The sequence below is a fragment of the Bacillus sp. 103mf genome, from assembly GCF_900116295.1.
In the GTDB taxonomy this organism is placed as follows: domain Bacteria; phylum Bacillota; class Bacilli; order Bacillales; family Bacillaceae_G; genus Bacillus_A; species Bacillus_A bruguierae.
The window spans coordinates 1,051,213-1,077,416 of record NZ_FPAF01000001.1 but is presented as its reverse complement, the minus strand read 5'-3'; the positions used below and the strand labels follow the sequence as shown (position 1 = coordinate 1,077,416).

The 26,204-nt window shown below is 37.9% G+C and carries 26 protein-coding genes, 2 tRNA genes and 1 pseudogene; 19 read left to right on the top strand and 10 right to left on the bottom strand.

All coding sequences use genetic code 11. The annotated features are described in order from the left end of the window. The first annotated feature begins 10 nt into the window (after window positions 1–10). The gene (gene uvrC / locus BM350_RS05485) at window positions 11–1,792 is read left to right on the top strand and encodes an excinuclease ABC subunit UvrC (protein WP_090916512.1); all 1,782 of its coding nucleotides are present in this window, start codon (window positions 11–13) and stop codon (window positions 1,790–1,792) included. A 471-nt stretch (window positions 1,793–2,263) separates the two neighbouring features. Here the strand turns inward: uvrC and BM350_RS05480 are convergent, their stop codons facing one another. Further along, complete coding sequence (locus BM350_RS05480) at window positions 2,264–2,713, bottom strand: YslB family protein (protein WP_090919643.1); 450 nt, start codon at window positions 2,711–2,713, stop codon at window positions 2,264–2,266. A gap of 301 nt (window positions 2,714–3,014) precedes the next feature. Between BM350_RS05480 and BM350_RS05475 the strand changes: the two genes are divergently transcribed. From BM350_RS05475 to BM350_RS05460, 4 genes are all read left to right on the top strand, one after another. Then, a complete protein-coding gene (locus tag BM350_RS05475; protein WP_090919640.1) occupies window positions 3,015–3,641 on the top strand; it encodes a succinate dehydrogenase cytochrome b558 subunit in 627 nt (208 codons plus the stop codon). Window positions 3,642–3,654: 13 nt separating this feature from the next. Further along, window positions 3,655–5,448 (top strand): succinate dehydrogenase flavoprotein subunit, encoded by a 1,794-nt coding sequence (gene sdhA / locus BM350_RS05470; protein WP_090919637.1) that lies wholly within the window; start codon window positions 3,655–3,657, stop codon window positions 5,446–5,448. Beyond that, on the top strand, window positions 5,441–6,202 hold the full coding sequence (gene sdhB, locus BM350_RS05465; protein WP_090919635.1) for a succinate dehydrogenase iron-sulfur subunit: 762 nt from the start codon (window positions 5,441–5,443) through the stop codon (window positions 6,200–6,202). Before sdhA ends, sdhB begins: the two co-directional genes overlap by 8 nt. A gap of 436 nt (window positions 6,203–6,638) precedes the next feature. After that, a complete protein-coding gene (locus tag BM350_RS05460) occupies window positions 6,639–7,085 on the top strand; it encodes an acyl-CoA thioesterase (RefSeq protein WP_090919632.1) in 447 nt (148 codons plus the stop codon). Window positions 7,086–7,110: 25 nt separating this feature from the next. Here the strand turns inward: BM350_RS05460 and BM350_RS05455 are convergent, their stop codons facing one another. Beyond that, complete coding sequence (locus tag BM350_RS05455; protein WP_090919644.1) at window positions 7,111–7,884, bottom strand: M15 family metallopeptidase; 774 nt, start codon at window positions 7,882–7,884, stop codon at window positions 7,111–7,113. Between the two features lie 289 nt (window positions 7,885–8,173). On the opposite strand from BM350_RS05455, the gene BM350_RS05450 reads away from it, so the two are divergent. Continuing rightward, window positions 8,174–8,359: a hypothetical protein gene (locus BM350_RS05450; protein ID WP_139207766.1), complete on the top strand. Its 186-nt coding sequence runs from the start codon at window positions 8,174–8,176 to the stop codon at window positions 8,357–8,359. 34 nt (window positions 8,360–8,393) lie between these two features. Here the strand turns inward: BM350_RS05450 and BM350_RS05445 are convergent, their stop codons facing one another. Further along, window positions 8,394–9,230: a 5'-nucleotidase, lipoprotein e(P4) family gene (locus tag BM350_RS05445; protein ID WP_090919626.1), complete on the bottom strand. Its 837-nt coding sequence runs from the start codon at window positions 9,228–9,230 to the stop codon at window positions 8,394–8,396. A gap of 209 nt (window positions 9,231–9,439) precedes the next feature. Between BM350_RS05445 and BM350_RS05440 the strand changes: the two genes are divergently transcribed. The 3 genes from BM350_RS05440 to BM350_RS05430 all read left to right on the top strand — a co-directional run bounded on the left by BM350_RS05440 (window position 9,440) and on the right by BM350_RS05430 (window position 12,292). Continuing rightward, window positions 9,440–10,324 (top strand): ABC transporter ATP-binding protein, encoded by an 885-nt coding sequence (locus BM350_RS05440; protein ID WP_090919623.1) that lies wholly within the window; start codon window positions 9,440–9,442, stop codon window positions 10,322–10,324. Between the two features lie 2 nt (window positions 10,325–10,326). Then, window positions 10,327–11,553 (top strand): ABC transporter permease, encoded by a 1,227-nt coding sequence (locus BM350_RS05435; protein WP_090919618.1) that lies wholly within the window; start codon window positions 10,327–10,329, stop codon window positions 11,551–11,553. Window positions 11,554–11,860: 307 nt separating this feature from the next. Next, on the top strand, window positions 11,861–12,292 hold the full coding sequence (locus BM350_RS05430) for an Rrf2 family transcriptional regulator (protein ID WP_090919615.1): 432 nt from the start codon (window positions 11,861–11,863) through the stop codon (window positions 12,290–12,292). 42 nt (window positions 12,293–12,334) lie between these two features. Here the strand turns inward: BM350_RS05430 and BM350_RS05425 are convergent, their stop codons facing one another. Beyond that, a complete protein-coding gene (locus tag BM350_RS05425) occupies window positions 12,335–12,970 on the bottom strand; it encodes an NAD(P)-dependent oxidoreductase (protein ID WP_090919612.1) in 636 nt (211 codons plus the stop codon). Between the two features lie 184 nt (window positions 12,971–13,154). Further along, window positions 13,155–13,346 (bottom strand): PspC domain-containing protein, encoded by a 192-nt coding sequence (locus BM350_RS05420; RefSeq protein WP_090919609.1) that lies wholly within the window; start codon window positions 13,344–13,346, stop codon window positions 13,155–13,157. A gap of 346 nt (window positions 13,347–13,692) precedes the next feature. On the opposite strand from BM350_RS05420, the gene gerE reads away from it, so the two are divergent. Next, window positions 13,693–13,917: a spore germination transcription factor GerE gene (gene gerE / locus BM350_RS05415; protein WP_020060005.1), complete on the top strand. Its 225-nt coding sequence runs from the start codon at window positions 13,693–13,695 to the stop codon at window positions 13,915–13,917. A gap of 125 nt (window positions 13,918–14,042) precedes the next feature. Further along, window positions 14,043–14,897 carry a glutamate racemase gene (gene racE, locus BM350_RS05410; protein WP_090919606.1) on the top strand — a complete coding sequence of 285 codons (855 nt, stop codon included), beginning with the start codon at window positions 14,043–14,045 and terminating at the stop codon, window positions 14,895–14,897. A 611-nt stretch (window positions 14,898–15,508) separates the two neighbouring features. On the opposite strand, the gene BM350_RS05405 is transcribed toward racE, so the two are convergent. The 5 genes from BM350_RS05405 to nirB are packed head-to-tail and all read right to left on the bottom strand — an operon-like array spanning window position 15,509 to window position 20,877. Further along, window positions 15,509–15,958, bottom strand: a complete 450-nt coding sequence (locus BM350_RS05405) for a precorrin-2 dehydrogenase (protein ID WP_090919603.1) — start codon at window positions 15,956–15,958, stop codon at window positions 15,509–15,511. Then, window positions 15,951–16,661, bottom strand: coding sequence for a sirohydrochlorin chelatase (locus tag BM350_RS05400; RefSeq protein WP_090919600.1), 711 nt, complete (start codon window positions 16,659–16,661; stop codon window positions 15,951–15,953). The genes BM350_RS05405 and BM350_RS05400 overlap by 8 nt, the downstream gene beginning before the upstream one ends. Beyond that, window positions 16,658–18,082 (bottom strand): uroporphyrin-III C-methyltransferase, encoded by a 1,425-nt coding sequence (locus BM350_RS05395; RefSeq protein ID WP_090919598.1) that lies wholly within the window; start codon window positions 18,080–18,082, stop codon window positions 16,658–16,660. The genes BM350_RS05400 and BM350_RS05395 overlap by 4 nt, the downstream gene beginning before the upstream one ends. Window positions 18,083–18,141: 59 nt before the next feature. After that, on the bottom strand, window positions 18,142–18,459 hold the full coding sequence (nirD, locus tag BM350_RS05390; RefSeq protein WP_090919595.1) for a nitrite reductase small subunit NirD: 318 nt from the start codon (window positions 18,457–18,459) through the stop codon (window positions 18,142–18,144). Window positions 18,460–18,471: 12 nt separating this feature from the next. Continuing rightward, window positions 18,472–20,877 (bottom strand): nitrite reductase large subunit NirB, encoded by a 2,406-nt coding sequence (nirB, locus tag BM350_RS05385; protein ID WP_090919592.1) that lies wholly within the window; start codon window positions 20,875–20,877, stop codon window positions 18,472–18,474. Window positions 20,878–21,483: 606 nt separating this feature from the next. On the opposite strand from nirB, the gene BM350_RS05380 reads away from it, so the two are divergent. The 8 genes and pseudogenes from BM350_RS05380 to BM350_RS26785 form a co-directional block, all read left to right on the top strand. Continuing rightward, on the top strand, window positions 21,484–22,524 hold the full coding sequence (locus tag BM350_RS05380; protein WP_090919589.1) for a GerMN domain-containing protein: 1,041 nt from the start codon (window positions 21,484–21,486) through the stop codon (window positions 22,522–22,524). 135 nt (window positions 22,525–22,659) lie between these two features. Continuing rightward, the gene (gene rph / locus BM350_RS05375) at window positions 22,660–23,397 is read left to right on the top strand and encodes a ribonuclease PH (protein ID WP_090919586.1); all 738 of its coding nucleotides are present in this window, start codon (window positions 22,660–22,662) and stop codon (window positions 23,395–23,397) included. A gap of 11 nt (window positions 23,398–23,408) precedes the next feature. After that, on the top strand, window positions 23,409–24,020 hold the full coding sequence (locus tag BM350_RS05370; protein WP_139207764.1) for an XTP/dITP diphosphatase: 612 nt from the start codon (window positions 23,409–23,411) through the stop codon (window positions 24,018–24,020). A gap of 166 nt (window positions 24,021–24,186) precedes the next feature. Continuing rightward, on the top strand, window positions 24,187–24,693 hold the full coding sequence (locus BM350_RS05365) for a metallophosphoesterase (RefSeq protein ID WP_090919580.1): 507 nt from the start codon (window positions 24,187–24,189) through the stop codon (window positions 24,691–24,693). Between the two features lie 101 nt (window positions 24,694–24,794). After that, window positions 24,795–24,868: transfer RNA gene (locus BM350_RS05360), tRNA-Gly, on the top strand. Between the two features lies 1 nt (window position 24,869). Continuing rightward, window positions 24,870–24,943, top strand: a tRNA-Arg gene (locus BM350_RS05355). A gap of 187 nt (window positions 24,944–25,130) precedes the next feature. After that, window positions 25,131–25,301: a hypothetical protein gene (locus BM350_RS26790; protein WP_170857617.1), complete on the top strand. Its 171-nt coding sequence runs from the start codon at window positions 25,131–25,133 to the stop codon at window positions 25,299–25,301. Window positions 25,302–25,679: 378 nt separating this feature from the next. After that, window positions 25,680–26,204, top strand: a pseudogene (locus BM350_RS26785) (hypothetical protein); the annotation flags it as partial.

The following is a 26,204-nucleotide window of genomic DNA, read 5'->3' as shown; positions in this document are numbered from 1 at the left end:
GGGAAGTAGCGTGCACGATCATTTAAAAGAAAAATTAGCAATTTTACCAGATCAGCCTGGTTGTTATTTAATGAAAGACAAACAAGGGATAGTTATTTACGTTGGAAAAGCGAAAGTGTTAAAAAATCGTGTGCGCTCATATTTTACTGGTTCACACGATGGAAAGACACTCCGTCTTGTTGGGGAAATTGTTGATTTTGAATATATTGTCACCTCCTCGAACTTGGAGGCTCTCATTTTAGAGTTAAATTTAATTAAAAAATATGATCCAAAGTATAATATCCAATTAAAAGATGATAAAACATACCCATTTATTAAAATTACAGCTGAAAAAGAGCCGCGTTTGCTTATTACGAGAAATGTAAAAAAGGATAAAGGGAAATATTTTGGTCCATATCCAAATTCACAGTCAGCTCATGAAACGAAAAAGTTGTTAGATCGTATGTATCCGCTTCGGAAATGTACAAATATACCAGATAAAGTTTGTTTGTATTATCATATGGGACAATGTTTAGCGCCTTGTGTACAAGAGGTAACCGATAAACAAAATAAAGAAATTGTCGATGGAATTATAAAGTTTTTAAATGGTGGACATAAAGAAATTCGTTCGGAATTGGAAGCGAAAATGTATGAAGCATCAGAAAAATTAGAGTTTGAACGAGCGAAAGAATTGCGAGATCAAATTGCTCATATGGATGCAATAATGGAAAAGCAGAAGATGATTATGAGTGACTTAGTCGACCGCGATGTGTTTGGTTATGCGGTTGATAAAGGTTGGATGTGCGTGCAAGTATTTTTCGTTCGAAAAGGAAAGTTGATTGAACGGGATGTTTCGATGTTTCCGATTTATGATGATCCGGAAGAAGGATTCCTAACGTTTATCGGACAATTTTATGAACAAAATAATCACTTTAAACCGAAAGAAATTGTTGTACCAAGCAGCATTGATCATGAATTGATTGGAAAGTTTTTAGACGTAGAAGCAACGCAGCCAAAACGAGGCCAGAAAAAGGAACTTGTCGACTTAGCGAGTAAGAATGCTACAATTGCACTGCATGAAAAATTTTATTTAATTGAACGCGACGAAGAACGCTCCATTAAGGCGGTCGAAAAATTAGGAGAACAGCTAGGGATAGAAACGCCGCATAGAATTGAAGCATTTGATAATTCTAACATTCAAGGGACAAATCCGGTTTCCGCGATGATTGTCTTTAACGATGGAAAACCTGCCAAAAAAGAGTACCGTAAATATAAAATTAAAACGGTGCAAGGACCTGATGATTATGAATCGATGCGTGAAGTTGTGCGTCGCCGTTATACACGTGTTTTAAAAGAAAGCTTACCACTTCCAGATTTAATTGTAATTGATGGTGGGAAAGGCCATCTCGCTGCAGTATGTGATGTGTTAGAAAATGAACTCGGTCTTTCTATTCCAACAGCAGGGCTCGTGAAAGATGATAAACATCGCACGTCACATTTAATAATCGGTGAACCGCCGGAACCTGTTTTATTAGAGCGTAACAGCCAGGAGTTTTACTTATTACAGCGTATTCAAGACGAAGTGCACCGCTTTGCGATTACATTTCATCGTCAAATTCATGGGAAATCTGTCATTCAATCGGCATTGGATGATATACCAGGAGTCGGAGAAAAACGGAAGAAAACACTTTTAAAACATTTTGGCTCTCTTAAGAAAATGAAAGAAGCGTCTGTTACAGACATTATAGAAGCTGGAATGCCGCAAAAAATAGCGGAAACCATTCATACGTATTTAACAGGGAAGACATTGTAGGTAGCAATGTCTTCTATTTTTTTTGTTATAATCAAAAAATGTCACAAATAATATAAAGTGACTGTTTATGCATCGGAAAATTAAAACGGATTTATGTAGAGAAAGTAAAACTTTCATTAGCGGGGCGCATGTCCGCAAATAGCGGGATAAAGTGAAACTTCCATCAGTGGAGAGTTTTTTTCATCTCCCACTGATGGTTAGTTGAACTAATCGGGCTTTTACGGGCAGTTATCCCTCACCTATCTTCTTTAGAAAAGCGGAAGCGGCTCGTCCAGAATGTGAGGGGGATGGAGCTTCTGACGTAGAGGTGTATTTTACCTCGTAGGAAGAAGCGAAGCCACCGAACATTCTAGCCACTGGAACTGGACAATACTCTCTCTGAATCTTGAGGTGGGGGTCTTACTGCCCGTTAATGCGGGATAAAAAAAGTCAACTGGACATGGTCGTGTCTAGTTGACTTATGAATGTGCATTATACTTCGACAGGATCTTTTACATCCCATTGCACAAGGAATGTAACAGAGCTAGAGCGCTTTTTCTGTTCTTCGTAAGATTCAGCAATCACACTACGCTGCTTTTGAATTTGCTCGGCAATAAAACCAGCTTCTAATTGGTAAGAAGAATGTCTCTTTTGTTGCTGGCGTTCTTCAATAAGAGCACCTGTTAGTTTAAAGTGCATTTCACGACGTTTATGTTCAATAACCGTTAAGTCACCCCAACCAGCTTTTTCGAAAAATTGGCTTATTTCATCGATTGTTTCTAACGGATATTTTCGTGCTAAGTTTCTGCCAGCCCAATATAAAATGGCATCTAATTCTTTCCCTATTAAGTCAGGGAGTAATTCTTCCCGAAGCAATTCATAGGCAAATGCATGGATTGAAATATTTTGTAAAGATTCGCTCTCGATTTTTTTTGTACTCACAATATTCCCCACTTTCTATACTGCCAATATTATATACCATTTTATATAGATAAACACAGCTATTTCTTTGGAAAAAATCTGATGTAGAGAATGAAAAAAGAATATGAAAATTATATATAGATTATGTATACGTTTTCTTGACGCTTCGACAAAAATAGGAGTAAAATGAATTTGTTATCAAATTATGCTGAAATATTTCGAATAATTTTTTCAGTTTTTCTTATAACAATAGTGGAAAAATGCTATTGTTATAAAGTAATGTAACAAACAGCAGTCAAACATTCGAGGGGGTAATGGGGACATGAAAGGCCGCGAGTATACATTTCGCAAGTGGCACTCGTTAATGGGTGTCATTCCAATTGGCGTCTTTATGACGCAACACTTAGTAATAAACAACTTTGCAACAAGAGGAGCAGAGGCTTTTAATAGTGCTGCTCATGTTATGGAACAGCTTCCATTCCGGTACGCATTGGAGATTTTTGTGATTTTCTTACCATTGCTGTACCATGCTGTATACGGTTTATATATCGCATTTACAGCTAAGAACAATGCAACATCTTACAGCTATTTCCGTAACTGGATGTTCGTTCTGCAACGATTTACTGGTGTGTTTACACTTATATTCCTAGCTTGGCACGTTTGGGAAACTCGCATTCAGGCTGCGCTCGGACAAACAGTAAACTATGATATGATGGCAAATATTTTAGGAAATCCATTTATGTTTGGCTTCTATTTAGTTGGGATTTTATCAGCTATTTTCCACTTTGCAAATGGATTATGGACATTCCTTATTAGCTGGGGTATCACAGTATCACCACGTTCACAGCGTATTTCTACGTATGTAACATTAGCAGTTTTCTTAATATTATCGTACGTAGGAGTGAGCGCATTATTTGCGTTCATTAATCCGAATCTAGCAAACTTGTAAGGAGTGGGAGAGCATGAAAGGGAAACTTATCGTAGTTGGCGGTGGATTAGCCGGCTTAATGGCAACGATTAAAGCAGCGGAAGCAGGCGTGAATGTAGAACTATTCTCTTTAGTACCAGTGAAACGTTCTCACTCTGTATGCGCGCAAGGCGGCATTAACGGTGCTGTAAATACAAAAGGTGAAGGGGATTCTCCATGGATCCACTTTGACGATACAATTTATGGAGGAGATTTCTTAGCGAACCAACCTCCTGTAAAAGCGATGTGCGATGCAGCACCTGGTATTATTCACTTAATGGATCGCATGGGTGTTATGTTTAACCGTACGGAAGAAGGATTACTAGACTTCCGCCGCTTCGGTGGAACGCAGCATCACCGCACAGCATTCGCTGGTGCAACAACAGGACAGCAATTATTATATGCGTTAGATGAGCAAGTACGCCGTCATGAAGTAGCAGGTCTTGTTACGAAATATGAGGGCTGGGATTTCTTACGCGCTGTTGTCGATGACGAAGGTGTATGTCGCGGAATCGTAGCGCAAGATTTACAATCTATGGAGATTAAAAGTTTCCGAGCTGATGCTGTAATTATGGCAACAGGGGGCCCTGGTATCATCTTCGGAAAATCTACAAATTCTATTATTAATACAGGTACAGCAGCATCTGCTGTATATCAACAAGGTGCATATTATGCAAATGGTGAGTTCATTCAAATTCACCCGACTGCAATTCCTGGGGACGATAAGTTACGTCTTATGAGTGAATCTGCACGTGGTGAAGGTGGACGCGTTTGGACGTATAAAGACGGTAAACCATGGTACTTCTTAGAAGAGAAATATCCTGCATACGGAAACCTTGTACCTCGTGATATCGCAACACGTGAAATCTTTGATGTTTGCGTAGAGCAAAAGTTAGGTATTAACGGTGAAAATATGGTATATCTAGATCTTTCTCATAAAGATCCGAAAGAACTAGATATTAAACTTGGTGGAATTATTGAAATCTATGAAAAATTCACAGGTGATGATCCTCGTAAACTACCGATGAAAATCTTCCCGGCTGTTCATTACTCAATGGGCGGACTATGGGTTGACTATAAGCAAATGACAAGTATTCCAGGGTTATTTGCAGCTGGTGAGTGTGATTATTCAATGCATGGTGGTAACCGACTAGGTGCTAACTCATTACTTTCAGCGATTTACGGCGGAATGGTAGCGGGACCAAATGCAATTGAATACATGAAAGGACTTTCAAAATCATCTGATGCTGTTTCATCTGCTGTATATGAGCAAAATGAATTAATTGAAACAGAAAAATTCAATAATATTTTAACGTTAGATGGTAATGAAAATGCATATGTTCTTCATAAAGAGCTTGGAGAATGGATGACAGATAACGTAACAGTAGTTCGTGAAAATAAAAAATTATTAGAAACAGATGCGAAAATCGAAGAGTTAATGGAACGTTATAAACACATTAACATTAACGATACGGCGAAATGGAGTAACCAAGGTGCTTCGTTTACACGTCAACTGGCAAATATGCTTGAATTAGCTCGTGTTATTACAATTGGTGCATATAACCGTAATGAAAGCCGCGGTGCACATTATAAACCAGAATTCCCAGATCGTGATGATGAGAACTTCTTAAAAACAACAATGGCGAAGTTTGAAGGAGAAGGAAAGGCACCAGCATTCCATTACGAAGACGTTGATATTTCATTAATCAAACCACGTAAGCGTGATTATTCTTCAAAACATGAAGTAGCTGCTAAGGGAGAAGAGAAGGGGGATAAGCAACATGTCTGAGAAAACAATCCGCCTTATTATTACAAGACAAGACGGTCCGAACTCACAGGAGTATGATCAAGAATTTGAAATTCCCTATCGCCCAAATATGAATATTATTTCGGCATTAATGGAAATTCGCCGTAACCCTGTTGATGTAAAAGGGAACAAGACAACACCTATTGCTTGGGATATGAACTGTTTAGAAGAGGTGTGCGGAGCATGTTCGATGGTAATCAACGGAAAACCACGTCAATCATGTACAGCACTTATTGATCAACTAGAACAACCAATTCGCTTAAAACCAATGAAAACATTCCCGGTTATTCGTGATTTGCAAGTAGACCGTAGTCGTATGTTTAACGCGTTAAAGCGTGTAAAAGCATGGATTCCAATTGATGGAACGTATGACTTAGGTCCAGGACCGAGGATGCCAGAGAAGAAACGTCAGTGGGCATATGAATTATCAAAATGTATGACTTGTGGTGTATGTTTAGAGTCATGTCCAAACGTAAACAACAAATCTGACTTTATTGGTCCAGCACCACTTTCACAAGCACGTTTATTTAATGCACATCCAACGGGTGAAATGCATAAAGCGGATCGTTTACGTGCAATCATGGGTGATGGGGGACTTGCAAACTGCGGTAACTCACAAAACTGTGTACAATCTTGTCCAAAAGGAATTCCATTAACGACATCGATTGCTGCATTAAACCGTGACACAACGATTCAATCCTTTAAAGATTTTTTTGGTAGTGACAATAACTATTAATCTAGATTGCCTCTTCAGTTTGAAGAGGCAATTTTTATAGTTATATAAATACAAGTTGAGGCGCAACATAAAAAACCTCTTTCTTGTTGGGTGGACGAGAGGGTCTGGCCATGCATAGAAGCGGTCAGGGCCTATTTCTGCCACGAGCGTCGGTAAAACAAAGGGAGAAAGCGAGTGCGTGTCCCTTTGTGTTTTAAAAATGGATTCATAGCTAAGTATAAGTTGAGGCATATCATAAAAAACTTCTTTCTTTTTGGATGGGCGAGAGGATCTGGCTATGCATAGAAGCGGTCAGTTCCTTTTTCTGCCATGAGCGGCGGTAAAACAAAGGGAGGTGCAGGTTCCTTTTTGTTTAGCATAGCAGTGCATTTTGATTTTAAATTTCCGAAAAATCAAATAATATTAAAGGGAGTATATGAGAAGGAGATGGGTGTTTGTGAAGAAGATTCATTATATTGAACATTTTGAAGAGTGGGCAAGTGCATTTTCATTCTACATTCCTGTAAAGGTTCGTTTTTGTGAAACGGATATGTTTGGACATATGAATAACGGTGTTGCGTTTACTTATTTTGAAGAAGCTCGTATTGAATTTTTTAAAGAACTTGGTTTTATGCAAGAGTGGGTGCATGAATCGTCAGAAACGATGATTGTAGTAGCAGATTTACAATGTAATTTTTTAAAACAAGTGTTCTTTGATGAGAACCTAAAAGTGTATGTGAAAGCGGAAAATGTCGGAAATTCATCTTTAGATTTACACTATATGGTGAAGAATGAGGCAGGAGAGATTTGTTTGGTGGGGCGAGGAGCGATGGTACAGGCTTCTAAAAAAACAGGAAAAGGAGTACCTTGGTCGGTGGAATGGAAAGAAAGGTTAGTAGATTAAAAAAATAAGAGAGCGTATCGCTCTCTTATTTTTTGTCTTCCATTGCTTCTTCTAATGTTAGGTGATGCGTATATAAATATGTAGCATGAGGATTGCCGACAAAACGAAGGTGCCATGGCTCAAAAGCATATTCGGTAATGTTTGTTTTATCTTTCGGATAACGGATAATAAATCCAAATTCGTGAGCATGCTCTGCTACCCATTTTCCTTCAGGTGTTTCTCCAAATACAGGTTCCAATTGAAGATTTGCTGAATTAGAGCTAATATCTATAGCAAGTCCTGTTTGATGCTCACTTGTTCCAGGAACGGCACTTAACGAATCAGCAGCTTCTTTTCCTTGACGATCTACGTATGTATTGTGTAATGACTGTTGTCGTTTATAAGAGCGAAATCCAGATACAGCTGAAAGCTCAATTCCTTGTTTTTTTGCTGTTTCAAACATTGTTTCTAAGGCATCTGCTGCCGGCTTACGAAGTAATGTTTTTTCTTTATCTTTCGGAGATAAAAACGGAACATTTGGTTTTGTTAAATCACTTGGTGTATAAGAGTCTGGTAGCTTTCGGTGCTTGTTGACTAACACGAGTAATGAATCTGGATTATTGACAAGGCTATATTGATCATCTGTTTTTTTTGCTGTCGTACTTGCTTTTGGGAACGGTGGAATCTCCTCTTTTGGATGTTCAGCATGCTTTTTTGTTTCAACTGCTTCTGCTTGATTATGTATAAAGGATTTGGAAAGAAAATTTATTAAAGAAATAACAATGAGAATAATAATCGAAATTAAAAGGGTTCTTTTTATAATTCGTTTTTTAATCATTTTTAACCGATGTAGTCCTTTCTAAACTGCTCGTACTTGAATATCTTTTTACATTATAAATCTATCTTACATAAAAAGGAACAAAGGAGTCGTGATGTAATGAAAATGAAAAAAAATTGTAAAAAAAAGTCGATTATTATTGTTTTTTTTAAATTGATACAATGATAATCTTTCGTTAACTCTATTTTTATATAATATACATTTATAAAACGATTTAACGATTTTTATGTTATATAGCTGTTTTTTGTAGCGGATAAGTTGGGAGAAAATAATGATGGATTTGACATCAATCATTGGAATTGTCCTTGGGATAATTGCCGTTGTATTTGGGTTGCTTTTAAAAGAAGCTTTACTTAACGCTTTTTCAATGAACCAATTATCAATTATTCAAAATCATTTTTGGAAACAACAAAAAAGAAATATTGGAATTATTTGTATATTCGATGTAGGAAAGTAAGGACAAAAAATAAAGGATGGCACTGTGCCATCCTTTATTTTTTGTCTTCAAATGATTTTAAGTTGTCTTTACGAATTTTATCTTTTTCTGCATCTGTTTTTTTAAAGTCATAGTTATATAAAGAGCCTTCCCAGTCACCATACATAGGATTTGGGAAAACAATAAATTTCTCGCCAAATTGCGCTTTTAATTCTTCTACTTTCTTATTACGATCTTGCGTGGATAATCCATCGAAACCAATGAAGTCTGATAAATTATCACCAAATAATAAGACGATATCATGCGTTGTTGAAACGAGTTCACGACGTTTTTCTTTTCCTTTTTCTTTCGGGTCTTGTAGCAAGATGTGTTCTTTCGTTGCTTGCGGAGCACCGATACGTTCTAAATTTTTAATTGTCGCATCTAACTGATTCGTTTTACGATTTGAAATATAGTAAATATCTACGCCTTTTGATTCTGCATGTTTTAAGAAGTCAATTGAGCCAGGAAGAGCTGCCGCTTCTGCTTTATTAATCCAGTCATCCCATTTATAAGGATAGCCTTTTCCTGTTTTTACAGACATTGCTTGGTGTGGACTGTTATCAACAACAGTTTCGTCTAAGTCTAGTACAACAGCTGGTTTCTTGCTTGTTCCCTTAGCAAGAGCTGCATCTAGCTTTAGTGTACCAATGTTGTAACCTTGGTGGTATAATGCTTTCGCTTCACCAGATGTTTGATACCATAAGTCAGCCATTAATTGTTGATCTGTTAGCTGGACTTTTTCTTCTTTTGCTTTTGCTGATGTCTGTTCTGCTGTTGTGTTGCATGCTGTTAAAGTTGTAGATAACAATGCAACAGATAACAGTGTTGTTAGTTTTCTCTTCTTCATAATGTCCTCCCAAGGTATGTAATTCGTTTCTTCATTATATTATTTTTATATGATGAAATTATATCAAAATAATATAATGAAGGTATATGCAATTTTGCATATTGATATACGTATATAAATTAGTATGTGCAATGTTATAATAAAATATGGTAAAAATATACGTATTTTGCATATTATTAAATTTATAGGACTAATTTTAAGGAGAGAAAAGTATGACATTGCAGATTCAACAATTAACCAAGCAGTTTGGTGAAAACGTTGCAGTGAATCATTTAAATCTTACCTTGCCGAAGGGTGAAGTATTAGGACTGCTAGGACGAAACGGTGCAGGAAAAACAACAACCATTAAAATGCTGTTAAGTTTATTAACGCCAAATGAGGGCAGTATTACGTGGGATAAGAAAGAGATTTCGAAGAGTGGTGTAACAATTGGTTATCTTCCTGAAGAGAGAGGTTTGTATACGAAAAGTCGAGTAATTGATCAGCTTCGCTATTTTGGGAGATTAGAAGGAATGACAAGGAAAGAAGTAGATACAGCCATTGATTTTTGGTTAGGAAAATTAGCAATCCCTGAATATAAGTATAAGCTGGCAGGGGAACTTTCGAAAGGGAATCAACAAAAAATACAATTGATCGCAGCACTTTTACATGACCCAGAGTTACTCATTTTAGATGAACCGTTTAGTGGATTGGATCCCGTAAATGCTGAAATGCTAGCAAATATTATTGAAGAACAAATTCAAAGAGGGAAAACAATTATTTTATCGAGTCATCGCATGGAACAAGTTGAATCATTTTGTCAGCATGTGTGTATTTTAAAGCAAGGTGCGGCGGTTGTAGAAGGTCACTTAAGTAATATAAAAAAAGAATACGGATTTCGAAACTTGACAATCGAAGATAACGAAGAAAATGAAAAAGCATTGCAAACATTACAAATTGTGTATGAGAAGCGTCTTGGCTATCTTTATATTAAAATTCAGGAAGATACAGAAGCCCTATCAATCTTACAAAAATTACAGGAGCAAGGTGTGCATTTACGTCAGTTTAAAATGCTAGAACCGACCTTAAATGAAATCTTTGTAGAAAGGGCGAAATAAGAATGCGTAAATTTTTTCATGTGTTTTCATTTTATTTTAGAGAATCATTTCTTTCAAAAAAATCACTGATTACAAGTGGGATTTTGTTTTTAGTGGTATTTGGAATTTTTGCTTTTAATCACTTTACTTCTGATAAAGATAAAAATAAAGACAAAGATAAGTTGGCAATCGTAATGGATAGTGCGACATATATAGTGCAAGAAGAGGGGCTAAATAAAATTCTGCCATCAGCTCAAATACGAGTAGAAAAGAAAGAACAGTTAGAAAAACTTCATAAACAAGTTGAAGAAGGAAAGTTAGATGGTCTCTTTTATGTTAAAGAAAAAAATGGAGTTCCCGAAGTAACGTATATGTACAATGGTTTTCCGAGCCAGGAAACGTCTACTATTATAGCGAACTATTTGAAACAGCAATATACGCAAGTGATTCTTTCGAAACATAAGGTGCCGTCTGATGTGGCGCAGCAATTACAAACAGATATTTCGGTGAAAGAAGAAGCAATAAAAGATCGTGCTTCCTCCTTCGGTATTGCATATGTGTTTATATTTGTACTATATATGTTTATCATAGCGTTTGGAAACACAATTGCGATGAATATCGCATCAGAAAAATCCTCTCGTGTTATGGAAATTATGCTTTCGAAAGTGAAGCCGCTGTATATGATGTACGCTAAAATTCTTGCTGTTGTTACAACAGCGTTACTACAAATTGCTATCCTTGCATGTGGTGTTCTCGTTCCAGTTTTAATTGGATGGGTAGATTTAGATAATGCGTCTTTATTTGGTCTTCCGATTGATTTTGCGAAGTTAGATGTAAAAGTTATTAGTCTGTTTATTGTATTTTTCATTACTGGCTATTTATTATATGCGATGATGTATGCAGCGGCTGGAGCTGTTGTATCAAAAACAGAAGACTTACAATCAGTATCATTTCCAGTCGCAATTTTAATTATGGCAGCGTTTTTCATTAGTATTAAATCATTATCAGACCCAAATAGTACGATTGTTGTGATTAGTTCATATGTTCCTTTCTTTACGCCAATGGTCACATTCTCACGAGTTGTAGCTGGAGAAGCTGGCGCTTTAGAAATTAGCATTACCTTATCGTTATTACTTGCGACAATCTTCTTCTTAAACTTTATTGCAAGTCGTATTTACGTAAACGGTGTCATGAGCTATTCCGATAAAGTGAAATTTAAAGATCTTGCTAAATTTATAAAGCGTCATTAATACAGAAAAATCCTGATTCTTTTATAAGTAAATCAGGATTTTTTCTCTGGATTTACAATGTTATTTATTTTATCCCGCATTAACGGGCAGTAATACTCCCGCCTCAAAATTCAGCGAAAGCAAAGAAGTAAGGTGGGAGATAAACTGCCCGTAAAAGCCCGATTGGGAGGGCTAATAATCAGTGGGGGATGAAGAACCCCCCACTGATTAAAGTTTCACTTTATATAGCGAAAGAAAGTGGTATATAATAAAAGGTACGTTATTTTTTTATGAATGATAGATAATGGAATAAAGGAGGGGAATACAAGTGGGGATTAGTAGTCGTTTTACGGTGGCTGTTCATATGTTAACATTACTAGCAGTTGATAAAACTTCACGTTGTACATCTGAATGGATTGCTGGTAGTGTCAATACAAACCCAGTCGTTATTCGCCGAATTACAGGAATGCTAAAAAAAGCAGGACTAGTTGATGTACAAGCTGGAAAAGGTGGTACTTCTTTAGCTCGGGATTTAGACGAAGTGACATTACTTGATGTATACAAAGCAGTTGAAGTTGTGGAAGAAGGACATTTATTTTCTTTTCACGATAATCCAAATGTACAATGTCCAGTTGGGGCAAACATTCAAAATGTGTTAGAAATTATATTATTGCAAGCGCAAGAAGCAATGGAAAATGTTCTTGCAAATGTAAAGGTAAAACAGCTCGTTACGAATTTAGAAGAAAAAATAAAACAATAAAAGAACCTAGCCTTCTATCATGCAAGGCTAGGTTCTTTTTCGTTAAGCGTTACGCACTGTGAAGCGTTGACGTAGGAATTGAGGAGTTTCTACTTCGTCTAATAAAGCAACAGCGTAGTTTGGAATGGAAACGCGACTTTCACCATCTTCATCTATTAATAACTGATCTGTACCTGTTACATATTTGCCTGTACGTTCTCCTGGTTCGATCATTGCAGCAGGACTTAAATTCGTCCAGTTAAAATCGGATTGTTTATATACCTCTAATGCATCGCGATGAGCTAATGCGATTGACTTCCATTCTGCAGGAAAGTCTGGTGTATCAACAACTTGTAAGCCAGGTGTTACTTCTAAGCTACCTGCGCCTCCAACTGACACAAGACGAGAGGCGCCAGCTTGTTTTGCTGCTTGTAATAAAGAATGTGTTGCTTCTACAAGTTTCTCATCCTCACCATGTTTAGGACCAAATGCACTAATTAAAACGTCATGATTTGCTGCTTCTTTTGCAATGCTGCTTACATGAAAGATATCACCTGTTACAACATGTAAGTTTTCATGTGTTGTTTCTACGCGAGATGCGTCGCGTACAATCGCTGTTACTTCATGCCCGCGTGTTAAAGCTTCCTCGATGATTTGTTTTCCGATGTTACCAGTTGCGCCTACCACTGCAAGTTTCATATTTATTCTCCTTTTTCACTTTGTTTTATATAAAATGTATCCATCTGTATTTATGTTGTAACAGGTTTAGTTACAATTATATGTAACCATTATAGTTACAATTTTATTTCTTTGTCAACATAAAAAACAATTTGGAGAAAGGGGAATAAAATATAGAAAAGGCACCGCAGAGAAAGCAGTGCCTTTATTCATAAGAACTTGGCATGAGCAATATAAGAATGAAATAAGCTAAAAAACCTGTTCCGAAACATAAGATAGCGATTAGCCAAAGAATGCGAATCATACTTGTGCTTACACCGAAATATTCTCCTAAACCACCGCATACGCCGAGAAACACTTTATCTGTTGAAGATTTACACAATCTTTTTTCTGTCATGAACGCCTCTCCTTTTCGTGATTCACCATTTCTTTATGTAGTAGTGAATACATTATGTTTTCAGCAAATACAGAAACTACCGAATTATATTACCTGTTGGGGGAGAAGATTACAGTTTTATCGCGCTATTCGCGGGCAGTAAGCCCCCTATCTCAAGGTTCTGAGAAGTCAAAGAAGATAGCTGGGAGATAACTAGCAATAAAAGAAATTTTTTGTAAGTAAATACATTAGATTTCTGCCTATTTTTATTCACCACGACTTGCTTCTATTCATACAATATCTTGACTAAATAAACACCCAACTTACACACATACAGCTCTGGCTTAAGCAAGGAGGGTTATACCAATTGAAGGAAAAAGAATATCAATCTAAACCGTTGCTCACAAAAAGAGAAAGAGAAGTGTTTGAGTTACTCGTTCAAGATAAAACAACAAAAGAAATTGCAAGTGAACTTTTTATTAGTGAAAAAACCGTACGTAACCACATTTCAAATGCAATGCAAAAGCTAGGAGTTAAGGGACGCTCACAAGCAGTTGTCGAGCTCCTTCGTATGGGAGAACTTGAACTATAAAGAATGAAGCCGGCTTTCATGTAAAGAAAAGCCGGTTATTTTTGTATCTTGCAAATTACTAGGAAAAGGAGGAAAATAAAAAGGTCTATTCATGTACATAAGGTGAACCTTCTATTATTCTATGAATGAGTGCGCTGTTTGGAAATGTACAGTTAGATTATGAAAGAGAAAACGGGGCGATTGTTTTGAATAGAGCGATTGGTGTAATTGATTCAGGTGTTGGTGGTTTAACAGTAGCGAAAGAATTAATTCGGCAATTACCGAAAGAGCGAATTATATATTTAGGAGATACAGCACGTTGCCCGTATGGTCCGCGATCTCGTGAAGAAGTAAGACAATTTACATGGGAAATGACAGAGCATTTACTAGCGCAGGATATTAAGATGCTCGTAATTGCTTGTAATACTGCAGCGGCAGTTGTGCTTGAAGAAATGCAAAAGAAATTATCTATTCCGGTTGTGGGTGTCATTCACCCAGGTGCACGTACTGCACTGAAAGTGACAAAAACATACCATGTGGGTGTAATTGGAACGATTGGAACAGTGAAAAGCGGTGCGTATGAATACGCGTTAAAATCGATTAACAACCGCGTATTAGTAGAGAGTTTAGCTTGCCCGCCGTTTGTTGAGCTTGTAGAAAGCGGAATTTTTGAGAGTGAAATGGCATACGAAGTGGTAAGCGAAACATTGCAACCATTGAAGAAAACAGAAATTGATACATTAATTTTAGGGTGTACGCATTATCCGATTTTAGGACCAGTTATTGGGCGGGTTATGGGTGATTCTGTACAATTGATTAGTTCAGGTGATGAAACAGCTCGTGAAGTAAGCACGATTTTGTATCATAGTAAGATGCTGCATGATATAGAAGAGCAAAGTGATCATCTGTTCTTAACAACAGGAGAAATTGATGTGTTTAAAGAAATTGCTTCGAAGTGGTTCGGACAACCAATTGAGAATGTGAAGCATATCGTTTTATAAAGTAGCCATTAAGTGAAGAAGAATATATATCCAAATTGAAAAACTGTAACTACTTAGTCACTCTATGAAAAACCAATAGAAAAGCATTTTTTTAAGTGGTCGAGAGGGACTGGCTATGTATAGTAGCGGTCAGGGCCTTTTCCTGCTACGCACAAAGTTTTAAAACAAGGAAAGGCAGCGAGGCGTAGGTCCATTTTTATCTTCATGGCAGCAATTATAGGTAAGCGTATTTTCGCTGGAATTATACTCCTTACCAAACTCCTAAATGAACTGTATGGCTGAGTAGTTACGAAAAACTAACATAAAACCTCTTTTTTAGGGGAGGACAAGAGCGTCTGGCCGCGCGTAGGAGCGGTCAGGGTCTTTTTTCTGCCACATGCTAGGTTTTAAACAAAAGCAGCAAGCCAGTAGCGGGCATGTTGTATTCTGCATAGCAGCAATCTATGTGTTAAAAAATCAAAGTGGATTTATACATAGAAAGACCATCCTTATTCAATGGGTATTTGCATAAGGATGGTCTTTTTTGACTGAAAATCATAGTGTAAAGTGAATGAGTCCATGTAAGATAAACGCTTTACTGTTCATAAGAGCTGTAACTTCTGCTGGAAGTTTTACTTTATAAGTTGTGGAAGAACATCTGTTAGTTCTTGTTTGATTCGTTTTGCAAATGCTGGATGTTTACCTGAAGTAGATATACTTACAATATACTCATTATTTCGAATAACGGCAGGTGTGTGAAAAGATGATTGTGTGCCATCGCTTACGATATTAACCCACTGAAAGTCATGCGCTGCTTGTTTGACCATCATATTTACATCATGATGATTTGTTGCGGCATAAATGAGATGAGCATCTTTTATATCTTCATCTGTAAATGTTTTTTGTTTCCATATAATATAGGAGAGTTTCCTCATTTCCTCACAAATATCTGGACTCACTACAGTAACAATAGCTCCTGTATCTTGCAATCCACACGCTTTTCGGTAGGCAATTTTGCCGCCTCCGATAATGACAACATGCTTGCCTTGCAGATTACATACAAGGGGATATAAGTTACACATGTACATATTCCTCCATTCGTTCTAATAATGCGGACTTCATGTAGGGATCAAATTGAAGGCAGTTGCATGTTGTGACGTTCGTGTATGTGTGTGCATGGCGCTCAATTTTCCGAAGTAATAATCCGGTAAAGAGAAGGTATGGCATGACGTATACATGTTGAGCTGATGAGGCTAAACCGTCGAGTCTTTCAGTAAAATAAGGTGTTCCCTTTGTTAAAAAAGAGCAGGAAACGGGCATGCAAAGTTTTTGTTCAATTGCTGATCCGATTTGCTGTAATTCATATATAGGCTGAGGATCACTACTGCCTCGGCCTACGATTAGGATTTCACTACCTTGTATAGGTATGGCTTCACGTATTCTTTTGATTACAAGTTCAATCATGAGCGGGTGTGTACTAAAGGGTGGTACAATTGAAAATGTAATATGTGGATAGCGCTTTTTCGTTTGCTCAATTTCGAAAGGGACGTCACGTTTATAATGAGCTGCTGCAAATAATAAAACTGGGACAAGTAAAATCTCAGTTGCTCCGTCTAGAATTGCTTCTGTAATCGCATCTTGGACAGTTGGTATTGTAAGTTCAAGAAAGCCGATTTTTTGGATATTTTCACTCCGCTCCTTTATAACGGACTGAACAAAGTGGATGAATTGCTCATTGCCTGCTTGTAATCGACTGCCGTGCCCGATATAAACAATCCCTTTCATTGTGCTGCCACTTCTTTCTCATTAAAAATAGCTTGTAACTCATAATCGATGTTCTGGAATCCGATTTTATTTGCGTACTGTAAAGTTAGTTCATCTGTATACGAGAACGGTAAATTGAAAATATGCATGAAACCAAGGTGTTTAACCTCTGCTATAAATGTATCAATTGCGGCGCGCCCTTCAAATACAATGCTATCCCATGTGAATTCAGAGAGCATACGTGTATGAATTTCGTCAAAACGATGATCTATTTTATATTCATGTGTCATTATATAAGAGCCAGGGCCGATTTTTTCTTGAATGACAGCAATTCGGTTAATATTTCGTCCTAGATACACAGTTGGTTTTGTAGAAAACTTTGCTTGTTCACTGAAGAGTCCATATTGCATAAGTGCTTCCTTGGCAGCATGATTCATATGCTGGAGAATTCCTTGTAAGGAACGGATATCTTTCCGATGCTGTGCGCATGATTGTAACAAGATTGCTACGCTTTCGGCTGAACAGAAAACGAGACGCTTGGCATCAAATATTTCATGGAGTTGTGCCTGTGTTAAAGTGTAATCTCGTTTTTGGAAAGTTGGAATTTGATATGTTTCTGCTCCAGCTTCTTGTAATTTTTTCTCTGCTTTACTTGTTTTATTTGATGAAGAGGCAAGTAAAACTTTTTTTCCGTGTAATGGTTTACGTTCTTTCCAAGCGATTTGTTTTCGTAAGGATACGACATCCCCAACAATTGTCATGGAAGGATTTGAAATGTGTTCCTTGTTGACGATATCAACAATTGTGGACAGTGTACCTGTAACGACTCGCTGTCTTCCGGTTGTACCCCATTCGATGACTGCTACTGGTGTATCTTTTTTCTTTCCGGTTTGCAGTAAGTTTTCGCAAATGGTTGGTAAGTTTTTAATGCCCATGTAAAAGGCAACAGTATCACTATTTAAGAGTGAGTTGTAGTTGACATGATCCTGGATTGGTCCCTTTGTATGACCGGTTAGTAATGTCACGCTATTACTGTAGTCGCGATGGGTGAGAGGGATGCCGGCATACGCGCTAGCGGCGATGCTAGATGTAATACCTGGTACAATCTCATATGGAATGTTTTCTGCTGCTAAAGCAGCTGCTTCTTCGCCAACTCGGCCAAAGATAGAGGGATCTCCGCCTTTTAAGCGGACGACAGTCTTACCTTCTTTGGCAGATTGAAGTAAATGAGCGTTAATCATTTCTTGGCGCATAATATGATTTGTTGGCATTTTTCCGCAATAGACAAGTTCGCATGTTGACTTTGTATAGCGAAGTAAATTTTGATTCAATAAGCGGTCATATAAAACAATATCTGCTTTTTGTAAGCACTCTATTGCTTTTTTTGTAATAAGCCCTTCATCACCAGGTCCTGCACCAACTAAATATACGTATCCGTTCATCTCTACACCTCATCTGTTTTTACTGGAAAGGAAGCCGAGAAGAGGCTCCCTTATATAAGTTACATGTATATATAAATATCGCCATCAATAATTTGTACTTCATACGTTTGAATACAGCCGTCATCAGGTTTTTGTACTTCACCTGTTCGTAATGAAATTTTCCAATCGTGCAACGGACAAAAGACAAATTCGCCAGAAACAATCCCTTCCGCTAATGGGCCATTTTTATGAGGACACCGATTTTCTACAGCGCGGATGTCGCCGTTTGCAAGGCGAAATAAGGCAATAGACATATCCTTTATGTGTACTTCCTTGCCGATTTGTACAGGAAGATCTGCGGCAGGCATAATTTTTATTTTTTCTTTCGTTTGTAACATATGAATCGCTCCTTATTTTACAATCTCTACTTCATACATCGTTTTTAGTGATTGTGTTTCTAGTGCTTGTCCCCAAGCTTCTTCATAGGTATTCCGTGCTGTTTGGAAGCGTTCATTTAATTCAGCGATCATACTTTCATCATGCAGCACTTCTTTTATTTGATGTAAACCTATTCGTTCTACCCAAGGAGCTGTGCGTTCGCCGTAAATACCAGTTTCACGATAGTATTGTACGTACGCTGTGGCGATGCGAATTACATCTTCTTCCGAAGGGACAATCATTACAAAATCAGCTTCACGTACTTCTGTACCGCCGTTACCTCCGATATAAAGCTGGAAGCCATTTTCAACACAAACGACGCCAAAGTCTTTCGTTAATGCTTCTGCGCAGTTGCGCGGACAACCTGTTACACCCATTTTCATTTTATGTGGTGTATCTACCATTTCTAATGACTGCTCAAGCAACATGCCAAGTCCTAATGAATCTTTTGTACCGAAGCGGCAGAAGCGGGATCCGACGCATGATTTTACATTGCGAAGAGACTTCGAATAGGCGTAGCCAGAATTCATATCAAGATCAGCCCACACTTTTGGTAAATCTTCTTTTTTAACACCATATAAACCGATGCGACTTGCACCTGTTATTTTTACGAGCGGGACGTCGTATTTCTTCGCAACTTCTGCAATTTTCATTAAATCATCTGCTGTTGTAACGCCGCCGTACATACGTGGAATAACAGAAAATGTTCCATCATGTTGAATATTGCCATTCATTCTTTCGTTAACGAAGCGAGATGCTTTATCATCGGCGTATTCTTCTGGACAAATCATACGTAAATAGTAATTTAATGCAGGACGGCATTTTGAACAACCTTCTTCATGCGAGAAGTTAAGGACGTTTCGTACTTCTTTCGGTGACTTTAAGCCTTTTTCGTGAATTGCTGCTACAACTTCATCGCGAGATAATGTTGTGCACCCGCACATGCCTGTAATTTGGACAGAAGCATCAAAGTTATCTCCAAGTGTATGAGATAAAATTTGTTCAACAACTGGACGACATTTACCGCAGGATCCTGCCGCTTTTGTACACCCTTTTACTTCTTCAAATGTCGTTAAGTCTTGTTCTAAAATAGCGTGAACAATCGCTCCTTTTGTGACACCATTACATCCGCAAACAGTTTCATCAGCACTCATACTTGCAACGTCAAGTCCGTTATCTTCGCCAGCTTTATGAAGAAGAGAAGCAGGTGTGTATTCTTGTATATCTTCTTCCTTTTTTAACATGCTGAAGAGGCGTGTGCCATCAGTTGTATCACCATATAACACAACACCAACAACTTTATTGTCCCGGATGAGTACCTTTTTATAGGAACGCGTACATTCGTCGAAAATGGAGATTGCTTTTGTGGCATCATCTTCATAAATTTGACCAGCGGAGAATAAATCGCATCCTGCAACTTTCAGTTGTGTACCGACGATGCTGCCAGTATATCCATCTGTTTGTGTACTTGTAATATGTTTTGCTAATATAGCACCTTGTTCATAAAGTGGTGCAACAAGTCCATATGCAATCCCGTCATGTTCTGCGCATTCTCCAACTGCATATATTGCTTCATCATTTGTTTGCATATAGTCATTGACTACAACACCACGGTTTACAATTAAACCAGCATCTTTTGCTAATTGTGTATTCGGACGTATTCCAACAGCCATCACAATTAAATCGCATGTTACAATATCGCCATCTGCAAATTGAATGCCCTCAACGTGGTTTGTACCAAGAATTTTTACTGTTTTCTTTTCCATAAGGAACTTCATACCTTGTGATTCTAAATCTTCACGTAGTAGTGAAGATGCCTTAGCATCGAGTTGTTGTTCCATTAAGTGCGGCATTAAATGAACAACATGCACGTCCATTCCTAAGTCAATAAGCCCTCGTGCGGCTTCTAAACCAAGTAATCCGCCGCCAATAACAACAGCTTTTTTATATTGCTTAGCGGTATCCATCATAAATTGTGTATCTTCAATTGTGCGAAAACCTGTTACACCAGGAAGATTTGCACCCTCTACAGGTAAAATAAAAGCACTGGATCCTGTTGCGATAATGAGTTTGTCGTACATAACAAGACGATTCTTTTCTGTAACAATGACTTGTTCTTTCCGATCGATTTGCATTACTTTTTCATTTGTATACAACGTAATATTATTTTCTTCGTACCAACTGTATTCGTTCATAATGATATCTTGTATATTTGTTTTTCCTTGTAGAACGTGGGAGAGCATAATGCGATTGTAGTTTGGATGTGGTTCGTCTCCAAAAATGGTAATGTCGTATAAGGTATCGTTTTGTTTTAAAATTTCTTCGATGCAGCGTATTCCAGCCATACCATTCCCGATCATGACTAAACGTGTTTTCATATTCATTTCCTTTCTTTTATGTGAAATGTTTAACAAATTTTTATGCTTGTATTATAAAAGTTTTGGGAAATAAGGAGATGTGATATTTATCACAATTTTGGGGGATTCATAAATTGTTCAAATTTGTACAGTATTCGATCTTCATAGTCTTCTCTGCTTTAAGAGGATGCTTTGATTAATAGAAGCAGGATTTTGAAGAAATATAAATCCATTTTGATTTTTCAACATCTTTGTCTAGCTCTGCCTCCTAAGCCCTCATGTCTAAGAACCTTCCACACGAGAAGGTTCTTAGACATGAGGGCTTAAACAGTCGGCTCCGCTTTTCTTTATAAGTTGCGGTTATGTAAAACAAAAAGTGACCTGCACTCGTTTTCTCTCTTTGTTTTACCGTCGTACGTAGCAGGGAAAGGCCCTGGCCGCTTCTATGCATGACCAGATACTCTCTGCTCTAAAAAGAAAGGGGGGGTGTCCGTTTTTCAAATTGTATGTAACATACAATTTTGTATAGGTCTTTTTTTAAAAGATAAGTTGTCATTGCTTGTTCTAAAGTGAGAACCAGGCTCGTATACATATAGTACAAACTTAGATTTTTTAGGAGGAAAGCGTATGCCTAAATCGACTTTCAAATGGCTTGTTTGTGCTACATTAAGTACAGTTTTATTAGCGGGATGCGGCTTGTTTAGTAAGGAAAAAGGGACAGAGCAAATTGATCTGCCTAAGAAAGTAACATATACGGATGGTGAGAAGAAAGAAACTGCGAAACAAGGGCAAACGAAAAAATTAGATTTATATCTTGTAGATAAAAATGGTTATGTTGTGCCGCAAACGGTACAGTTACCTGCTCCGAAAGATAACGCGGTGATTAAGCAGTCATTACAATATTTAGTGAAAGACGGACCGGTAACAAATGTATTGCCAAATGGATTTCAAGCTGTGCTCCCAGCAGGCACAGAAATGACAGTTGATGTGAAAAAAGACGGGACTGCAGTTGTTGATTTTTCAAAAGAACTAAAAAGCTATAAAAAAGAAGAAGAACGCCGTATTGTAGAAGCAGTTACTTGGACATTAACGCAGTTTAAAGAAGTAAAGAATGTGAAGTTCAGCATGAATGGGCAAGATTTAGCGAAAATGCCTGTTGCTGGTACGCCGATTGGTAATGGGTTAAGCCGAGCAAACGGCATTAACTTTGATGATGAGCAAGTTGCTGATCTTGCAAATACAAAACCAATTACGCTCTATTTCTTGGCGCAAAGTAATAAGCAAACTTATTATGTGCCAGTAACGCGCCGCGTTGTAGAAGGGAAGGAAAACGAAGTAGCGACAATTGTAAAAGAACTTGTGAAAGGACCGTCGCATAAGTCGGCATTAACATATGATTTTAATCCAGGTGTGAAGTTAATCAATGAACCAAAACTTGAAAAAGGAACATTGACATTGAACTTTAATGAAAATATTTATGCGAATAAAGATAAAAGTAGGATTTCTAATTATGTACTACAGTCGCTTGTATTATCTTTAACAGAAAAACAAGGTGTGGAAAATGTGTCCATTCAAGTGGATGGAAAGGCGAATCTTGTTACAGAAAAAGGCGATAAATTAATAAAACCGGTTGCTCGTCCACAAAACGTGAATACAGGTGGTTTTTAAACAGAAATAATTTGATATACTTAATGTAGGAAGAGAAGGGGAATACATCTAATTCTCCTTCTTTTATTGTGATACATAACATAAATTTTTAATGGGCTATACTAACAAGTAGTAGTTACAAGGGGGTTATTTTTTATGCGAGTAGATGGTAGACAAGCATCAGAGTTGCGCCGTATACATATTCATACGAATTATTTAAAACATCCAGAAGGATCGGTACTAATTGAAGTTGGTGATACAAAGGTTATTTGTACAGCAACAATTGAAGATCGAGTTCCTCCGTTTATGAGAGGTGAAGGAAAAGGGTGGGTTACAGCAGAGTATTCCATGATTCCTCGTGCAACAGAACAGCGTACCATTCGTGAATCAAGTAAGGGGAAAGTAACAGGGCGTACAATGGAAATTCAACGTTTAATTGGACGAGCATTGCGTGCTGTTGTTGATTTAGAAGCACTTGGTGAAAAAACAATTTGGATTGACTGTGATGTAATTCAAGCTGACGGCGGAACGCGAACAGCTTCTATTACTGGTGCATATGTAGCGATGGTACTAGCGTTTGAGAAGCTTGTGGCAGCAGGGAAAGTATCGAAACTTCCAGTGAAAGATTTCTTGGCAGCGACGTCTGTTGGAGTCGTTGATGAGCATGGAATTGTATTAGATTTAAATTATGCAGAAGATTCTAAGGCGAATGTTGATATGAATGTCATTATGACAGGAAAAGGACACTTTGTTGAAGTGCAAGGTACAGGAGAAGAAGCGACATTTAGCCGCGGTGAATTGAACGAGTTGCTTGATGTAGCAGAACAAGGGATTTTACAACTTGTTGAAATACAAAAAGAAGCATTAGGTGATATTGTAACTTATATGGAATAGAGGTGGAAAGTATGAAGCAAGTTGTTGTAGCGACAAAGAATGCCGGGAAAGTACGTGAATTTGCCGAGCTATTTGAAAAGTTTGATTTAGAAGTAAAATCACTTTATGATTTTCCTCATATTGAAGAAGTAGAGGAAACGGGTGAAACGTTTGAAGAAAACGCGATTTTAAAAGCGGAACATCTGTGTAAACAGCTAGGTGAAATTGTCATTGCAGATGATTCTGGTTTAATTGTAGATGCTTTGCAGGGGAAACCAGGTGTTCACTCTGCTCGTTATGCAGGTGAGGAAAAGAATGATCAAGCTAACATTCAAAAAGTGTTAGATGGATTAAAGGATGTTCCAATGGAGAAGCGTACAGCGCGTTTTTATTGCGCATTAGCTGTTGCATTTCCGCAAGAAGATAAAAAACCATTGATTGTAAATGGAACGTGTGAAGGGAAGATTTTAGAACAGCAGCGCGGGGAAAATGGATTTGGGTATGATCCCATTTTCTATGTAGAAAAATACAAAAGCGCAATGGCAGAATTGTCGTCGGATGAGAAAAATAAAATTAGTCATCGCGGACGTGCGCTTCGTAAATTAGAAGAAAAAATTCCAGTTTGGTTTTTAGGAGAAGAATAAAGTGAAACTTCCATCAGTGGGGGGCTTCATCCCCCACTGATGGAAAGCCCGACCAATCGGGCTTTTACGGGCAGTTGTCCCCCACCTATCTTTTTCGATTCTCTCTGAATCTTGAGGTGGGGGTCTTATTGCTCACGAATAGCGGGATAATAAGGGAGCGAAACTGATGAAGGCGTTAATTGTGAGCGACAGTCACGGTTCTGTGAAAGAGCTAAAGCAATTAAAAGAGCAGTACGAGGGAAACGTAGATGTGATGATTCATTGCGGTGATTCGGAATTAACATCGCAGCACGTTGAACTAGAAGGGTTTCATGTGGTGAAAGGAAACTGTGATTTTGCCTTTGGCTTTCCAAATGACATCATCACAGAAGTACAACATACACGTTTTCTCGTCACACATGGACATTTATACAATATTAAAATGACACTGCAAACACTTTTATATCGCGCGAAAGAAGCTGAGGCAAATGTCGTTTGCTTCGGTCATTCGCATATATTAGGGGCAGAAATCATAGACGATATTTTGTTTATCAATCCAGGAAGTATTCTTTTGCCGCGTTCGCGAAGAGAAAAAACATTTGCTGTACTCGAAATACAAGAAGGTCAAATAGACATACGTTTCCTTACTTTAGAAGGTGTAACTGTAGCACAAAAAACGTTTCAAATAGGGTGAAAAGAATTTTTTCACTCTATTTGAAAAAAATGTTGACTTTAATTATCATCGATAATATAATGAATATTGTCGATGAGGCATTAGAAAAAAATTCATATCATGCGGGTGTAGTTTAGTGGTAAAACAAGAGCCTTCCAAGCTCTGGTCGAGAGTTCGATTCTCTTCACCCGCTCCATGTCCCAGTAGCTCAGCAGGATAGAGCAACGGCCTTCTAAGCCGTCGGTCGGGAGTTCGAATCTCTCCTGGGACGCTAAAAAAACCTTTGCGGTAACGTCAAATTCCGCAATATATAAGCTCTCTAATTCGTCAGTTGAATCGTACAATGTGCGGTCGCTAACGAGTTAGAGAGCTTATTTTTTTATGTTCAAAAGACGCGATTCTTTAACAATTAGTGAAGATTTATCGAACATCTTTAGCGATAGATTGAAAAGCGATCAGTGAAAGAAAGAGTCCCAGAAGGTCGTTATACGTTAAATTTAACAATCGATAAAGCGCTAGGACATAGCGATATATCCGTTACAACGCGTTATCTACATTTAGATAAGAACGAAGTAGCAGAAAGTCTAAAGTCGGAAGGGGTATACTCGGAAACCTCAGCCAACGACTGACGCTAGTATTTGCGCTTTACCTCTTATTCGCACTGATAGCTGTTATTTTTGCGAGTAGGGGTGAAGCCTGCGCCACGTTTCCTGGACCTTCCTCCATCTGCTAGTAAATGCGTCACCCAAAATCAAGTATAAATTCGAATATATTAGCCGTTGGTGAAAAGTTGCGGAACGATTGGCATGAAAGACGTTATTGGCGCTATATGCATGTTGAAATGAAATTTACATAATAACTGCGGTTGTATCGCGTATTTTAATCCTTATAGAACTGATTACTTTGATATATATGGAGTTTTTGTTATAATATTACATAGGTAACAAGGAAATATCAGGAAAAATTACAGTTATTACGTAAGTACAGCACAAACAGGGAGAATGAACATGAAAAAGTATCTAGTAGTAGGATTATCGGTATCAAGTTTATTAGTGGGGTGCGGTCAGGGCGATGCTTCTACGAAGAAAGACACGCCAAAGAGCGAACAGGTTGCAAAGACACCCGCGAAGGAGGACGCACCGACAGTCAATGAATTAAAGAAAGCCAAAGAGGAAGCGCCAACACCTAAAGGGCTGAAGTATGACGATAATGGCACGGTATTAATCGATGGAAAGCCCGCATTAACCGAACAGGAGAAAGCCAAGATTCTGCGCGAAGAAGATCGTTGGAATACATCTAGCGGTGGTATTGGTGATAAGTGGCAAGATGAAATGAAGAATCAGCAATCTAATGGTACGGTATTAATGGATGGAAAGCCCGCATTAACTGAACAGGAGAAGGCCAAGATTCTGCGCGAAGAAGATCGTTGGAATACATCTAGCGGTGGTATTGGTGATAAGTGGCAAGATGAAATGAAGAATCAGCAATCTAATGGCACGGTATTAATCGATGGAAAGCCCGCATTAACCGAG